The 15483-nt window shown below is 72.8% G+C and carries 13 protein-coding genes; 4 read left to right on the forward strand and 9 right to left on the reverse strand.

The window, feature by feature from the left end; translation table 11 throughout:
• Positions 1-8: 8 nt before the first annotated feature.
• The gene (locus ACFVS9_RS01120; RefSeq protein ID WP_383114530.1) at positions 9-1625 is read right to left on the reverse strand and encodes a carboxyl transferase domain-containing protein; all 1617 of its coding nucleotides are present in this window, start codon (positions 1623-1625) and stop codon (positions 9-11) included.
• Between the two features lie 99 nt (positions 1626-1724).
• Here ACFVS9_RS01120 and ACFVS9_RS01125 point away from each other — a divergent pair, with 99 nt between their 5' ends.
• Together ACFVS9_RS01125 and ACFVS9_RS01130 are read left to right on the forward strand one after the other, a co-directional pair.
• Positions 1725-2342, forward strand: a complete 618-nt coding sequence (locus ACFVS9_RS01125) for a TetR/AcrR family transcriptional regulator (RefSeq protein ID WP_383114529.1) — start codon at positions 1725-1727, stop codon at positions 2340-2342.
• A gap of 132 nt (positions 2343-2474) precedes the next feature.
• Positions 2475-3272 (forward strand): phosphatase, encoded by a 798-nt coding sequence (locus ACFVS9_RS01130; protein WP_383114528.1) that lies wholly within the window; start codon positions 2475-2477, stop codon positions 3270-3272.
• A gap of 142 nt (positions 3273-3414) precedes the next feature.
• Here ACFVS9_RS01130 and ACFVS9_RS01135 read toward each other — a convergent pair whose 3' ends face one another.
• The 3 genes from ACFVS9_RS01135 to ACFVS9_RS01145 form a co-directional block, all read right to left on the reverse strand.
• Positions 3415-4383: a helix-turn-helix domain-containing protein gene (locus ACFVS9_RS01135; RefSeq protein WP_383114527.1), complete on the reverse strand. Its 969-nt coding sequence runs from the start codon at positions 4381-4383 to the stop codon at positions 3415-3417.
• Positions 4384-4938: 555 nt separating this feature from the next.
• The gene (locus tag ACFVS9_RS01140; RefSeq protein ID WP_383114526.1) at positions 4939-5814 is read right to left on the reverse strand and encodes an acyl-CoA thioesterase; all 876 of its coding nucleotides are present in this window, start codon (positions 5812-5814) and stop codon (positions 4939-4941) included.
• A 22-nt stretch (positions 5815-5836) separates the two neighbouring features.
• Positions 5837-6994 (reverse strand): acyl-CoA dehydrogenase family protein, encoded by a 1158-nt coding sequence (locus tag ACFVS9_RS01145; RefSeq protein ID WP_383114525.1) that lies wholly within the window; start codon positions 6992-6994, stop codon positions 5837-5839.
• Positions 6995-7276: 282 nt separating this feature from the next.
• Between ACFVS9_RS01145 and ACFVS9_RS01150 the strand changes: the two genes are divergently transcribed.
• Positions 7277-7717, forward strand: coding sequence for an Asp23/Gls24 family envelope stress response protein (locus ACFVS9_RS01150; RefSeq protein ID WP_383114524.1), 441 nt, complete (start codon positions 7277-7279; stop codon positions 7715-7717).
• A gap of 98 nt (positions 7718-7815) precedes the next feature.
• Positions 7816-8157 (forward strand): DUF5713 family protein, encoded by a 342-nt coding sequence (locus ACFVS9_RS01155; RefSeq protein WP_389929296.1) that lies wholly within the window; start codon positions 7816-7818, stop codon positions 8155-8157.
• Between the two features lie 88 nt (positions 8158-8245).
• On the opposite strand, the gene ACFVS9_RS01160 is transcribed toward ACFVS9_RS01155, so the two are convergent.
• Genes ACFVS9_RS01160 through ACFVS9_RS01180 form a run of 5 tightly spaced genes read right to left on the reverse strand, consistent with a single transcriptional unit; the run spans position 8246 to position 15452 of the window.
• Entirely contained in the window at positions 8246-10594 is a 2349-nt protein-coding gene (locus ACFVS9_RS01160) for a glycoside hydrolase family 3 N-terminal domain-containing protein (protein WP_389929298.1), read from the reverse strand.
• Between the two features lie 39 nt (positions 10595-10633).
• Positions 10634-12568: a cellulase family glycosylhydrolase gene (locus ACFVS9_RS01165; RefSeq protein ID WP_383114521.1), complete on the reverse strand. Its 1935-nt coding sequence runs from the start codon at positions 12566-12568 to the stop codon at positions 10634-10636.
• 52 nt (positions 12569-12620) lie between these two features.
• The gene (locus tag ACFVS9_RS01170) at positions 12621-13673 is read right to left on the reverse strand and encodes a LacI family DNA-binding transcriptional regulator (RefSeq protein WP_389929300.1); all 1053 of its coding nucleotides are present in this window, start codon (positions 13671-13673) and stop codon (positions 12621-12623) included.
• Positions 13670-14497, reverse strand: a complete 828-nt coding sequence (locus ACFVS9_RS01175) for a carbohydrate ABC transporter permease (protein WP_389929302.1) — start codon at positions 14495-14497, stop codon at positions 13670-13672. Before ACFVS9_RS01175 ends, ACFVS9_RS01170 begins: the two co-directional genes overlap by 4 nt.
• 13 nt (positions 14498-14510) lie before the next feature.
• Positions 14511-15452: a carbohydrate ABC transporter permease gene (locus ACFVS9_RS01180; RefSeq protein WP_383114518.1), complete on the reverse strand. Its 942-nt coding sequence runs from the start codon at positions 15450-15452 to the stop codon at positions 14511-14513.
• Between the last annotated feature and the right edge of the window lie 31 nt (positions 15453-15483).

Here is a 15483-nt window from a genome sequence, read left to right on the forward strand (position 1 = left end):
TCCTCACATCACATCCGGAAGACGCCGAAACTGGGCTCGCCCAGCGGGGCGTTGGCACACGCGGTCAGGGCGAGCCCCAGCACCTGGCGGGTCTCCGCCGGGTCGATCACACCGTCGTCCCAGAGCCGGGCGGTGGCGTAGTAGGCGTTGCCCTGCTGTTCGTACTGGGCGCGCACCGGATCCTTGAAGGCCTCCTCCTCCTCGGCCGGCCACTCCTCGCCGCGGCCCTCGATCTGGTCCCGCTTGACCGTGGCCAGCACGGAGGCGGCCTGCTCGCCGCCCATGACCGAGATCTTGGCGTTGGGCCACATCCACAGGAACCGCGGCCCGTACGCCCGGCCGCACATGGAGTAGTTCCCGGCGCCGTACGAGCCGCCGACGACGACCGTCAGCTTCGGCACCCGCGTGCAGGCCACCGCCGTCACCATCTTGGCGCCGTGCTTGGCGATGCCACCGGCCTCGTAGTCCCGGCCGACCATGAAGCCGGAGATGTTCTGGAGGAACAGCAGCGGGATCCCGCGCTGGTCGCACAGCTCGATGAAGTGGGCGCCCTTCTGGGCGGACTCCGCGAACAGGATGCCGTTGTTGGCGACGATGCCGACCGGGTGGCCGTGGATCCGCGCGAAGCCGGTGACCAGCGTCTGGCCGTACTCCGCCTTGAACTCGGCGAAGCGCGAGCCGTCCACCACCCGGGCGATGACCTCCCGCACGTCGTAGGGCGTACGCGGGTCCACGGGCACCGCCCCGTAGAGGCCCGCCGGGTCCGCCTTCGGTTCCTCGGCGGGCTCCACGGACCAGGGGAGCGGGGCGCGGTCCGGGAGGGTCGCGACGATGTTCCGCACGATGCGCAGGGCGTGCGCGTCGTCCTCGGCCAGATGGTCGGTGACCCCGGAGACACGGGAGTGCACCTCCCCGCCGCCCAGCTCCTCGGCCGTCACGACCTCACCGGTGGCCGCCTTCACGAGCGGCGGGCCGCCCAGGAAGATCGTGCCCTGGTTCCGGACGATGACGGCCTCGTCGCTCATCGCCGGGACGTACGCCCCGCCCGCCGTGCAGGAGCCGAGCACCGCCGCGATCTGCGGGATGCCCGCGCCCGACATCCGGGCCTGGTTGTAGAAGATCCGCCCGAAGTGGTCCCGGTCGGGGAAGACCTCGTCCTGCATCGGGAGGAAGGCGCCCCCCGAGTCCACCAGGTAGAGGCACGGCAGCCGGTTCTCCAGGGCCACCTCCTGGGCGCGCAGGTGCTTCTTCACCGTCATCGGGTAGTACGTGCCGCCCTTGACGGTCGCGTCGTTGGCGACGATCACGCACTCCCGGCCGCTGACCCGCCCGATCCCGGCGATCACCCCGGCCGCCGGCGCCGCGCCCCCGTAGAGCCCCTCGGCCGCCAGCGGCGCCAGCTCCAGGAAGGGCGAGCCGGGATCGAGCAGCGTGTCCACCCGCTCGCGGGGCAGCAGCTTTCCGCGCGCCACATGCCGGGCGCGGGCCTTCTCACCCCCGCCGAGCCGTGCCGTGGCGAGCCGCGTGCGCAGCTCCTCGGCGAGCGCGTGATGCGCCGCCTCGTTGGCCTGCCAGGCCGCCGAGGCGGGATCGGCCGCGCTCGCCAGGACCGGTGCCTGCTGCATCCTGTCGAGCCCCCTTGCCCGTACCGCTGTGGTTAATGAGCGTTAACGCGTTGCGTTCAGGTTAACGAGCGCTAACCCGCCTGTCTAGAATGAATCCTCATGAGCACCCATGCCGCCGCCCGTGTCGCGGCTCCCACCCGCCGCGAGCAGATCCTGAGGGAGGCCGCCCGCCTCTTCGCCGAGCGCGGCTTCCACGGTGTCGGGGTCGACGAGATAGGGGCCGCGGTCGGTATCAGCGGCCCCGGCCTCTACCGCCACTTCCCCGGCAAGGACGCGATGCTCGCCGAACTGCTGGTGGGCATCAGCGAGCGCCTGCTGGCCGGCGGCAGGCTGCGCGTCACCGAGGACGGCCCTGCCGCCCGGGGCGGCTCCCCGGAGGCGCTCCTGGACGCCCTCATCGAGGGCCACATCGACTTCGCCCTCGACGACCGCCCGCTGATCACCCTCCACGACCGCGAGCTGGACCGCCTGCGCGACACCGATCGCAAGCGTGTTCGACAGCTTCAGCGGCAGTACGTCGAGGTGTGGGTCGAGGTCGTCCGCGCCCTCTACCCCGCCCTCGCGGAGAACGAGGCCCGGGTCACCGTCCACGCCGTGTTCGGCCTGCTGAACTCCACCCCCCACCTGACCCGCCCCGAGGCCCTCCCGGACCGCGCGGCCACCGCCGCCCTGCTGCACCGGCTGGCCCGGGGTGCCTTCGCGGCGGCGGCCTCGTAGCGGCGGCGCCCGCACGGGCCGGGGGAGACCGGGCGCCGGCGGCTCCCGCTCCGGGCGCCCCGCCGCACCGCGCCGGGTTCCGCCGTCCGGGACACCGGGCACACCCGGCGTACCCGACGGCACAATGGGTGCATGCCGATACCCAGCCGCGCCGCCCTTGTCGAGCACCTCGTCCGCACCCGTATCGCGGGCGACGTCGCCACCCCCCGCGACAACAACCTCTCCCACTACCGCCAGCTCGCCAACGGCAACCGCCACTTCTGGCTCGGGCTGGAGCTCGGCGACCGCTGGACCGACGAGCAGGACGTCCTGGCCGTGATGGCCGAGAGATGCGGGGTCGACGACGACCCCGAGCACCGGCAGGGGCAGGACACCATCGACCCGGAGCTGACGGTCGACGCCCTCGACCGGATGGCGGCCCGGCTGCGCAAGGCCGCGGACGGCAAGGAGCGCGTCCTGCTCGCGACGGGGCACCCCGGCGGGCTGCTCGACGTGCACCGGCAGACCGCGAACGCCCTGCGGGACGCCGGATGCGAGATCGTACGGATCCCCGGCGGTCTGATGGCCGACGAGGGCATGGTCTTCCAGTTCGCCGACGTCGCCGTCCTGGAACGCGGCGCGACCCTGTGGCACACCCACTCGCCGGTCCCGATGGCGGCCATCCTCGACGGCCTGGAGCGCGAGGGCAGGCCGCGGCCCGACCTCGTCGTCGCCGACCACGGCTGGGCCGGATGCGCGGGCCAGCGCGGGATCGACTCCATCGGCTACGCCGACTGCAACGACCCCGCCCTGTTCCTCGGCGAGGCCGAGGGCACCCTCCAGGTCACCGTGCCGCTCGACGACCACGTCACCGACCCGCGCTACTACGACCCCATGACCGACTACCTGCTGGACGCGGCCGGGCTGCTCCCCTCCGACGACCGGGCCTGACGCGGGGCCGGCTCCCCCGGGTGCCCGACCGGTTCCGGCGGGCCGGACACCGTGGAGCCGGGTCCGCGCCCGCCGGGGTGGGCGACGAGCGGGACCCGGGAGCCGGCCCCCGCGCCGCCGGGACCTCACCGTCGCCGCCGCCTCACGCCGAGGGGCGGGGCCGGTTCGCTTCGCGCCAGGCCCGGGGCGAGACGCCGTAGGCCTGTTTGAACACCTTGCTGAAATGGGTCGCGTCCACGAAGCCCCAGCTCCGTCCGACCGCCGCGATGGTGCGGGCCCGGCCTTCGGGGCCCGCCAGCTCCCGCTTGCACTCCGCGAGGCGGTGCGAGCGGATCCAGTCCCGCAGGGCGATGCCCGACCGGGCCAGCACCGTGTAGAGGTGACGGACCGAGATGTCGTGCGCGGCGGCGATCCGTGCGGCGGACAGGTCGCTGTCGGCCAGGTGCGCGCGCATGTACCGGGTGATCCGCAGGCTCAGCGTCGCTTCCAGCGGCGCCCTGGCCAGGTCCTGGCGCCCGAGCCGGGACGCCACGACCGCCCGGACGAGTTCGATGCTGGGTTCCGCGACCGCGTCCGCGTGCGGAGCGCTGCGCAGCCCCTCGCTGGCGGCCAGCTGGGAGAAGTACGTGGAGGCGAGGGCCGCCAGCGGGTCGCCGGAGCCGAAGGCGACCGCGGTGGCCTCCCGGAGCGCCCGCTCGGGCAGCGCGAGCGCCGCGCGGGGAAACCGGATGAAGTGATGGTCCACGCCCTCGGCGAAGAGGAGCGTGTAGGGGGTGACCGTGTCGTAGAGGGCGAAGTCCCCCGGCCGCAAGAGGGCCTGACGGCCGTTCTGCGCCACCAGACTGGTGCCCGTCACCTGCAACCCCAGGAAGACGGCCGGTTCCTCGTCCTCCCGTGCCAGGCGCGGCGTCCGCCGGACGGTCACCGAGGTCGCCCGCGCCGAGCAGATCCCCAGCGGCCCCACGGTGTCCAGCCCGATGTGGACCGCGAGGTCCTCGGGCGGCAGGTGGTGGTCGATGTCGATCCGCACGAGGGATTCCCACACCGCGAGCCGGATCACCTCTTCACGGTCCCGCGCCGGTATGTCGGTGGTGTCCAGGACCTGGCTCACCGGAACGGCCTTCGCCCGCGCGGGCCGCGAGGACCGTCGGTTCCGTACGACCCGCCGGTTCCGCACGGCCTGGCCGCTCCGCACGGTCCGTCGGTTCCGAACGACCCGTCAGTTCCGCTGGGTCCGGCGGTTCCGCACGGTCCGTCAGGAAAAGCCTGGGCCCGTTCCCTCATGATCCACCCCTAGACGCGCATGCCGCGAGCAGCAGGATGGCAGGGTTCCGCTACCCCGCGCAACGCCGTGGAGGCATGCCTCGTCCCGGAGCGCCGCCCTCGGGCCGGGCGCGCGCCGACGGCGCCCGGTGAAGTGATCGCCCCGGCCCCGCACCGCTGACAAAGCTTCGTGCACGACGGACACAGCGCACCCCTCCCGCCCGGCCTAAGGTCGGTCGAGCACACCGGGGCCGGACCGGGGACGGTACGGCCGCGGTGGTCGTGGCTGCCCTCGGCGGAGGGCGGGCACGGCTCACGGTGCGGCTCCGCTCCACCGTTCACGGGGGTGTGGAGCGGAGCCGCACCGGGCACCCGGGGCCGGGTGCCGTGCGAGCCGGCCGTCTCAGCCCCTCGGGACGCGGACCAGGCCCTCCTGGATGACCGTGATGGCCAGCTTCCCGTCCGCCGTCCAGATCCTGGCCTGGCCGAGCCCGCGCCCGCCGGAGGCGGACGGCGACTCCTGGTCGTACAGCAGCCACTCGTCGGCCCGGAAGGGCCGGTGGAACCACATCGCGTGGTCCAGGCTGGCGCCCACCACGTCGCCCACCGACCAGCCGCCGCGCCCGTGGGCGAGCAGCACGGAGTCGAGCAGGGTCATGTCGGAGACGTAGGTCGCCAGGCAGACGTGCAGCAGCGGATCGTCGGCCAGCTTGCCGTGCGTCCGGAACCAGACCTGGGAGCGCGGCTCGCGCGGTTCACCGGCGGTGGCGAACGGCGGGGCGCCGGCGTACCGCAGGTCCACCGCGGCCCGGGCCTCCAGCAGCCGGTCCACCATGCGCGGGTCGGTGAAGCGGTCCGCGTACCGGGGCAGCATCTCCGCCGCCGTGGGCAGGGTCTCCGGGTCCGGGGCGGCGGGCATGACCGCCTGGTGGTCCAGGCCCTCCTCGTGGACCTGGAAGGACGCCGAGAGGTGGAAGACCGGCTTGCCGTGCTGCACGGCGACGACCCGGCGGGTCGTGAAGGACCGCCCGTCGCGGATCCGGTCCACGCTGTAGACGATCGGCGCCCCCGGGTCGCCGGGGCGCAGGAAGTACGCGTGCAGGGAGTGGGCGCCCCGGTCCCCGGGGACCGTGCGCCCGGCGGCGACCAGGGCCTGCGCCGCGACCTGGCCGCCGAAGACGCGGGGCACGACCGCCGAACGGCTCGTGCCCCGGAAGATGTCCTGCTCGATCCGCTCGAGGTCGAGCAGATCGAGCAGGGAGTCGAGTGCCTCGCTCATGGGAGGAGGGACGCAGCCGCTCTCAGAGACCCATGGACTTGGCGATGATCGACTTCATGACCTCGCTGGTGCCGCCGTAGATGCGGTTGACCCGGTTGTCCGTGTACAGGCGGGCGATCGGGTACTCGTTCATGAAGCCGTAGCCGCCGTGCAGCTGGAGGCAGCGGTCGATCACGCGGTGCGCGACCTCGGTGCAGAACAGCTTCGCCGAGGCGGCCTCGGCGGGCGTGAGCTCACCGGCGTCCAGGGCCTCGATCGCCCGGTCGCAGACGGCCTCGGCCGCGTCGACCTCGGCCTTGCAGGCGGCCAGCTCGAACTTCGTGTTCTGGAACGAGGCGACGGTCTTGCCGAAGACGGTGCGGTCCTGCGTGTACTGCTGGGCGAACCGCACTGCGGCGGCGGCCTGCGCGTACGCGCCGACGGCGATGCCCAGCCGCTCCTGCGGGAGGTTCTGGCCGAGGTAGGAGAAGCCCTTGTTCTCCTCGCCCAGCAGGTCCTCGACGGGCACCTTGACGTCCACGAAGGCCAGTTCGGCGGTGTCGGAGACCTTCAGGCCCAGCTTGTCCAGCTTGCGGCCGACCGAGTAGCCCTCGGACTTGGTGTCGACCACCAGGAGGGAGATGCCGTGGCGGCGGTCGTCGGCCTTGGGGGCCTCGGTGCGGGCGCAGACGATCACCTTGTCGGCGTGCACCCCACCGGTGATGAAGGTCTTGGCGCCGTTGAGGACGTAGTGGGTGCCGTCCTCGGAGAGCTTGGCGGTCGTCTTCATGCCCGCCAGGTCGGAACCGGTGCCCGGCTCGGTCATGGCTATCGCGTACATGGACCTCCCGGAGACGAAGTCCGGCAGCCAGCGCTTCTTCTGCTCCTCGGTGGCGTACGCCTTGAGGTAGGGCAGGCAGAGCAGGACGTGCACACCGGAGCCGCCGAAGGAGATGCCCGCGCGGGCGGTCTCCTCGTAGAGGACCGCCTCGAACTTGAAGGACTCCTCGCCCGCGCCGCCGTACTCCTCGGGCACCTCGATGCCGAAGATGCCCAGCTCCGCGAGCTTGTAGTAGAAGTCGCGGGGCGCCTGGCCGGCCGCGAACCACTCGTCGTAGACGGGAACGACCTCGGCCTCGATGAAGGCGCGGATGGTCTCCCGGAACGCCTCGTGGTCCTCGTTGTAAACCGTACGGCGCACGGGTGCCTCCTGGTGTCAGCTTCGGCTTCGGTCGCAGTGGCTAAGCGCTTGCTCAGTCCTGGTCAAAAGTTACCCGGGGGTCACGGTGGCTGTCCAGGGTGATGCTGAGCACGCCCGGGCCCGTGGGAGGGCCGGGGGCGGCCGCGCGCGGTCACGGAACGTGGCGGCCGCGGACACTGTGTGGGTCTCGATGGCGGGGGGCGGCAGGCAGGCGCACAGTGAAATGAGGAGCCGGCGAGGACGCCAGCAGCCTCGCCGCATCGAATCCTCTGTGAGGCAGTCATGGCTGATGTGGAAAACCTGGGCGGGAGTTCGGGTGACAAGACGCGCGGTACGACGACCATCGCCGACGGCGTCGTGGCCACCATCGCCGGAATCGCCATCCGTGAGACCGAGGGCGTGTACTCGGTGGGCCGGGGCGCGTCGAAGGCGATAGGCGCCGTGGCGGGACGCATGGGAGGGTCCTCCGGCGGCGGACGCGGCGTGAAGGTGGAGGTGGGGGAGAAGCAGGCCGCCATCGACGTCGACATCGAGGTCGAGTACGGCATCCCGATCCACGAGCTCGCCGACCAGGTCAGGTCCCGCGCGGCGGACGCCGTGGAGACGATGACGGGCCTGGAGGTCGTCGAGATCAACATCAACGTCTTCGACGTCCACATGCCGGGTGACGACGACGACAGCGACGAGGAGGACCGCGGCCGGTCGTCCGCGCGCGTGCAGTGACCCCCCGGCCCGGCCGCCCGTCGCGGAGGACCCCGCACTGTCGGTGGTGTGGTGCACCATCGGTGGGACGGGGCCGACGAGCCGGGCGGGGGACGGGCATGGGCATCAGCAACAGACGTATGGCGGAGTACGGGTTCCTGCGGGGGCTCTACGAGGACGCGTACTTCCCGGACCGCGTCGTCGACCGGGGCAGGGCCGTCCTGGTGCGGCTCTGCGAGCGCATCGAGGCGGAGCGGCCGGCCGGCCTCGCCGCGCTGTACGTGCTCACACACGCGGCCACCGAGGAGTTCAACGCCCTGGAAGCCGAGTTCGAGGCGGCCGGAAGCGAGATCGAGACGGTCGCCCGCGAGGAGATCGGCGAGGACTTCCGGGCGGTCGCCATGGCGTACGGCTTCACCGGGGCGGATCCGGAGGAGCTCATGGCGACCCGGGAGTGGTGAGGGCGTGACGGCCCCGGTGGCGGGGGTGGAGCCGCCCGGGCCCGCGCGTGCGGTGTCCGCCGGTCCGTCGCCCCTCCGGGCGTCCGTGTCACCGCCGGTCGGCGCTCCGCGGGCCGGGCGGTGACGTCACCGTGAGCCGGGCCTCCTGGGTGCGGTGCGACGAAGGACCGGTCCCGATCGCGAACTCGCCCGGTTCCACGGCCCATTCCCCTTCCTGGGTGAACGAGGCCAGGGTGCGCGCGTCCACCGGGAGGACCACCTCGGTGCTCTCGCCGGGCGCCAGTTCCACCCGGGCGAAGCCGCGCAGCTCGCGCACCCGTGGCCACGAGGTCCCGCCGGCGACCCTGCGTACGTAGAGCTGGACGGTCTCGCGCGCCGTCCGGCCGCCCGTGTTGACCAGGCGGACGGTGCAGCTCGCGGGCGGCACCGCAGCGGCCGGGCCGAAGTGGTCCGCCGGGACAGACGGCACGGACAGCCGGGGCGCCTCGTACGCCACCGTCGTGTAGGCCAGTCCGTGCCCGAACGGGTGGCGGGCGGTGGCGGGCTGGTCGACGTAGCCCCGGTAGCCGTGGTCCTTCCCGTTGTAGAAGACGGGCAGCTGGGCCGCCGAGCGGGGCACGGAGACGGGCAGCCGCCCCTGGGGTTCGGCCGCCCCGAACAGCACGTCCGCCACGGCCCTCCCTCCCCAGGGGCCCGGGTACCAGGCGCTCAGCACCGCCGCCGCCCGCCCCGTGAGGTCCGCCAGGGCGTGCGGCCGGCCCTGGACCAGTACCACGACCACCGGGGTGCCGGTCGCGGTCACGGCGTCCAGCAGGGCCGACTGCCCCTCGGGCAGGCTGAGTTCGGCCAGGTCGACGCCTTCGCCGCACGTCATCTCCGCCGGATTGCCGGAGGCGACGACGGCCGCCCCGTTGGCGTCGAAGCGCGTGTCCGGCTCGCGTGCGCTCGATCCGCCGAGGACCAGCACCGCCACATCGGCGGCCGCCGCGAGAGCCACCGCCGCGGGCAGGTCCGCCACATCGCCGCCGACGAGGCCGCAGCCCCGGGCGTGGGACACCTCGGTGCCCTCCGGCGCGGCGGCCCGGATGCCGGCGAGCACGCTGCCGCCGGTGCCCGGCCGCTGCGGCGCGGTGTAGTCGCCGATCTGCCGCGGCACGGAATCGGCGTTCGGCCCGATGACCGCGACGGTCCCCGTCCGGCGGCCCGTGAGCGGCAGCGTCGCCCCGTCGTGTTCGAGCAGGGTGACGGACGCGCGGGCGAGGCGCTCGCTCACCCGCTCCATGCGCGCGGTATCCGGCTCCGGGACCCTCCCGGTGGTGTACGGGCGCTCGAAGAGGCCGAGGCGGAACTTCAGCGCGAGGACCCGCCCCGCCGCCCGGTCGAGCACGGTCTCCTCGACCAGCCCCCGCCGGACCGCCTCCGCCAGGCGCGGGTAGCAGTCGTCCCACAGGCTCAGGTCGGTCCCGGCGCCCAGCGCCAGCGCACCGGCCGCCACCGGGTCACCCGTCATCCGCACCAGGCGGTCGACCGCCAGCCCGTCGGCCATCACCAGCCCCTCGAAACCCCACCGCTCCCGCAGGATCCCGGTCAGCAGCCCCCGGTTGGCCGCGCACGGGACGCCGTCGAACTCGTTGTACGCGGCCATGAGGCCGGCGGCCCCGGCCCGAACGCCCGCGAGCGCCGCCACGAGGTGGATCTCGTGGAGTTCCCTCGCACCCAGCTCGGTGGCCGCGCTGTTGCGGCCTCCCACCGTCGCCCCCTGCCCCGCGAAGTGCTTGAGGACGACCGCCGCGCGGTCCGGCCCGATACGGTCCCCGGGCGGCCCCTGCACCCCGCGCACCAGCGCCTCGGTGAACCGCGCCGAAAGATACGGGTCCTCGCCGAAGCACTCCTCCGCGCGGCCCCAGCGCGGATCCCGCACCAGATCGAGCGCCGAGACCAGCGCGACATGGCCGCCACGGGCCCGGAGCTGGGCGGCCCCGAGGGCGGCCGCCTCCTCGTACAGCTCCGGATCCCACGTGGCGCCGACCGCCAGGTTGACCGGCAGCAGGGTCCCGTCCAGCGCCTGCAGGCCGTGCGGCATCTCCTCGACCAGCAGGACGGGGACACCGAGCCGGGTGTTCTCCACGACGTACCGCTGCACGGCGTCGGAGACCCGCGCCCCGTCCGCGGCGCCGATCCCCGTCTCCGCCGTCACCCCCGACCACGGGTCGGCGCGCTGGAGTCCGTACAGCGCGCCCATCCCGTCACCGGCCGCCACCTCCGCCCGGAACGCGTCCGTCAGCCGGTGCCCCGACGGGGTGCGCTCGTACGCGTCCCAGCCGTACATCCGCTGGTTGACCTGGCCCACCTTCTCGGTGAGCGTCATCCGCGACAGCAGATCGCCCACCCGGTCGGCGACGGGCATCTCCGGGTCGCGGAAGAGGGGTTCGGACATGGGTGGCTCACCTCATGGGGGTCGGTCGGGGCGGGAGGGTCAGCGCAGTTCGAGCACGCGCACCCCGTACGGGGCCAGCGTCACGTCCCGCACCGGGTCCCCGCCGGTCAGCTCGCGCAGCTCGCCGTCCGCCGACGGGCGCACGGTCAGCTCCTCGCCGGACTGGCTCACCAGCCACAGGAAGCGCGTCCCGTCCTCGCGGACCAGCGTGTCGGCACTGACGTACGGGGTGTCGACCGTCACGGGCCGTGCGGCACCTGCGAGTTCGGCCAGGGCCGCGTACAGCCGGTGCGTCTGCTCGGGGTTGGCCCGTGCGGTGCGCGCCGCCATGTGCTCCAGCGGGTACGTGGCCAGGACCGTGCGGCCCGCGCCCGTCTCGTACCGCAGGAGCGCCGGACGGCCGTGCGCGTCGGTGGCGACGACCCGCGCCCCGTCCGGGACGACGGGCAGATAGGCGCGGCTGTCCTCGTTGCCCGCGACGGGGAAGGTGAGCACCTCGCCCGCGGCTATCGAGCCGAAGTCCTCGGCGAACGTCATCTCCAGGACGTCGTCCTCGATCGGCTCCGCGACCCCGTAGGACAGCTGGAGCTCCACCCCGAACAGCCCGTCGAGGTCGTGGAACCACGGGCCACGCGTCGTCGGGTACTCACCCGAGCAGAACGACAGGTAGACCGTGGCCCCCTCCCTGGCCCGGCGTTCCAGCGCCCGCCGGGTGCGGGTGGTCAGCTGCCGTGTCGAGGGCAGCAGGTACAGCGAGGCGTCGTCCGGCAGACCGTCCGCCTCGCGGGCGAACGCCACCGGCAGGTCGGCACCGCGCGCCGCCACATAGCCCTGGTGCAGCGAGGTGAAGATCAGCGGGCGGTCGGCGGGCCGGCTGTAGGGGTAGCCGCGCTCCAGGAAGGCGGGCACGACCAGGGCCGCGTCCGCGTCGGTGCGGCGGCAGCGCGGGAAGTCGACCTGCTCCAGGACCTTCGCGAAGGCCGCCAGTTCACGCAGCGGCTCCTTGGGGCGGCCGGCGTGGTCGGTGATGCCGAAGTGCATCTCGAAGGGGTGGTGGTCGTACGGCGACTGCTCCCACAGGCCGTCGTAGTCCGTGTTGTTCCACGCCATCCAGCCCGTCGCCCCGCCGAGCAGCGAGTTGTGCAGGGTCTGCCGGTAGAAGATCCCGGCGTTCGCGGCCGAGACGGTGTCGGTGGAGAGCCCGAACTCCTCCAGCACCACCGGCTGCCCGGTGACGGCCGCCAGTTCGCACTCGAAGGCGGCCCGGTAGTGCTGGCGGGGCCGGTCCGTGTCGGAGCGGTAGACGTGCGGCCCGACGAAGTCGACGTACTCCGCGGTCTCCCGCAGCGAGAAGCCGTTGTCGCGCCCGGTCACCTCGATGCCCCACGCGCCGTCCCCCAGCGACACCGGCTGGGTGCCGCCCGCGGCGCGCACCGCGTCGCACATGAACTGCGCCCAGGCGGTGACGACGTCGCTGGAGGGCGGGTCCACCTGGTAGATCCGGCCGTAACCGGGCATCTCGTTGGTGATCAGCCAGCCGGTGACCGCCGGGTGGTCCTTGAAGCGCCGGGTCATCTGCGAGACGAACCACGCCTGCCGGCCCACGAGCCACACGTCCTCGTACAGGTCCCGGTCACCGCGCCAGGCCGGGTCCCAGTTCTCGCCCGACATGTGGCCGACGATGAAGGTGGGGACCGTGCCCATGCCCAGCTCGTGGTGGGCGTCGAGGAAGTCCCGGAAGCGGTCGCAGAGTTCCTCGTCGACGCGGCCGGGCTCCGGGTGGAAGTCCGGCCAGTAGAAGAAGGACCGCGTCATGTTCAGACCGTGCTCCCGGAGCACGGCCAGCTCCTCGCGCACCGTCCCCGGCTCGTAGTTCCGCCACATCAGCGGACCACCGGTGCGGGACCAGAAGTTGGCGCCGAGCCACGGGAGGACGGCGGAGTCGTGGGTGAGCTGGGCGCTGTGGCGTCGCATGGTTCTACAGGTCCTCTTCGGTGTGCGGGGGGTGCGGAGGCGGTGCGGCGGATCAGACCGGGGACGGCACGGGACCGGTCGACTCCCGTACGACCAGACGCGGGCGGCCGTCGAGGACGGGCGGGGGCACGTCCTCGCCGAAGCCGGCCAGGAGGGTGCGGGCGGCGGCCGCACCGACGCGCTGCACCTGCTGGTCGACGGTGGTGAGCCGGGGATGGACCCAGCGGCCGAGGGAGAGGTTGTCGTAACCGACCACCGACAGGTCGTCCGGCACGCGGAGCCCGGCGCGCTGCGCCGTGCCGATGCCGCAGACGGCCATGGAGTCGTTGGGGAACACGAGGGCCGTCGGCCGGCCGGGCAGGGAGAGCAGTTCCTCGGTGACGTCCACGGCCGCCTGTTCGGTGAAGTCGCTGTGCCGTACGGCGACGGGGCTCAGCCCCGCCCCGGCCAGCGCCTCCTCGAACGCGGCCAGGCGCAGCCGGGTGTGCAGCAGTTCGGCCGGACCGGCGACGTACGCGACGCGCCGGTGGCCGAGCTCCAGCAGATGGGCGACCGCCTCCCGGACGCCCGCGCCCTGCTGCCCGAGCCCCACCCGGGGCACCGGCGAGGCGGCGTCGGGGGCGCCCAGCAGGACGGCGGGCAGCCCGAGTCCGCGCAGCAGGTCCGGGCGCGGATCGTCGGCGCGGGCGTCGGTCAGCACGGCCCCGTCTATGCGCCCCTCGGCGACGAGGCGTTCGTACAGCGCGTTCTCCTGCTCCATGCCGGCGACCAGGTGGAGCAGCAGACCGTAGCCGCGCGGCGCGAGTTCGCCCTCCAGACCGGTGATCAGCTCACTGAAGTGCGGGTCGGAGCCGAGCACGTCGGTGGGGCGCCGGACGACGAGCGCGATCGTGCGGGTACGGGCCCGGCGCAGCGCGGTCGCGGAGGCGCTGGGGGACCAGCCGAGCTCCGTGGCCGCGTCCAGGACCCGTCGGCGGGTGGCCTCCGAGATCCGGCCGGTGCCGTTGACGGCCTGGGAGACCGCCGCGGTGGACACCCCCGCCGCGGCGGCCACGGCCTTGATCGTGGGGCGTACGGCGGTACGACCCTCCAGACGCTTGTTCACATCTTCACCGCCCCGCTCACGAGAGCCTGCTGCATCCGCTTCTGGAGCACGGTGTAGACCACCCAGACCGGGATCAGGGTCAGGACCGTGCCCGCCGTAAGGATGCCGTAGTCCGTCCCCGTCAGGGACTTGAGCGTGGGGAGGGCGACCTGCACCGTCCGCAGGTCCGGGTCGGGGCCGATGATGACGAGCGAGTAGAGGTACTCGTTCCAGAAGGTCAGGAAGTTCAGCAGCAGGATGGTCGCGATCCCCGGCATGCACATCGGTGTGTAGACGTGCCGCAGGACGGCGAAGGTGGACGCGCCGTCCATGCGCGCCGCCTCCTCCATCTCGCGCGGGATGGTCCGCATGAACTGCACCAGGATCACGACGGACAGCGGCATCGCCGTCGCGGGGAGGAACAGCACCATGAACGCGCGGGTGTGGAACAGCCCGGTGGCGGCGGCGAGCAGGAACGTGGGGAAGAGCGCGGCGAACGTCGGGACCAGGAAGCCCAGCGAGAACACCCGCTCCACGAAGGCCCCGAGGCGCCCCTCCGTACGGGCGATGGCGAACGCCGCCGGTATCGCGAGCGCCAGGGTGAGGACCAGCGCCAGCGCGGTCACGAGCATCGAGTTGAGGACGGCCGGCCCGAGGTGCGCGGAGGAGAACGACTCGGTGAAGTTGGCCGTGGAGAACGAGGTCGGCAGGGAGAAGGGGCTCCCGAATATCTGGTCGTTGGTCTTGAACGCCGAGACCAGCAGGTAGTAGAGGGGGACGAGCAGCAGCACCATGTACAGCCAGGCGAAGATGTGCGCCGGCAGCCAGGACCTTCCGAATTTCATGGGACCGCTCCGATCAGTAGTTCTGGCGGAAGACGCGACGGATGGTCAGCAGCCCTGCCAGGCCGACCAGGAAGAGGACCACGCCGACGGTCTGGCTGTAGCCGAGGTCGGCCGCGATGAACGCCTTCTGGTAGACGAGGAAGGACAACGTTGTCGACGAGCTTCCCGGGCCGCCCTGGGTGAGCAGCAGCACGTTCTGCGCCGAACCGAAGAGCGTCCAGAGGAACTGGAGCATCGTCACGACGCCCACGAAGTCGCGGATGACGGGGAAGTGGATGCGCCACATGGCACGCCAGTGCCCCGCGCCGTCCAGCTGCGCCGCCTCACCGATCTCGTCCGGGACGCTGCCGAGCCGGGCCGCGAACAGCACCGCGGTGAACCCGATGCCGCTCCACACGTCTAGGAGGATGAGGGAGCCGAGCGCGGTCGAGGGCGAGGCGAGCCAGGCGTCGGTCAGGGAGCCCAGGCCGGCCTTGTCCAGGGCGCCGTTGAGGAGCCCGTCCGGGGAGAGGACCGCGTAGAACACCATCGCCTTGGCGGGGGTGGAGATCAGCCCGGGGATGAAGAGCAGATACCGCAGGACGCGGTGCCCCGGGGGCTTCTGGGCGACGTAGTACCCGAGCATGTACGCCCCGATGATCATCAGCGGCAGCGCCACGACGAGCTGTACCGCGGTGTTGCGCACCGCGTCCCAGAAGACCGGGTCGTCCCACACCGCGCGGACGTTGGCGGTGCCCGCGAAGGAGACCGGCTGGAGCATGCCCGGCCAGTGCAGGGCGGCGATCACGAAGATGGCGACCAGCGGGCCGACCATGAAGACCAGGTACCAGACCAGCGCGGGCACGGCGAGGATGACCCCGCCCTGCGTACGGCGCTTCGTGGTGGAGCCGGACGGCGGGGGAGTGACCGGTCCGCGGACCGAGGCGCCGCCCGGGGCGGACGAGAGCATCGTCATGGGAGGACTCGCAGAGGCTCGGGCGCGCGGA

Source organism: Streptomyces sp. NPDC058008, assembly GCF_042886395.1.
GTDB lineage: Bacteria > Actinomycetota > Actinomycetes > Streptomycetales > Streptomycetaceae > Streptomyces.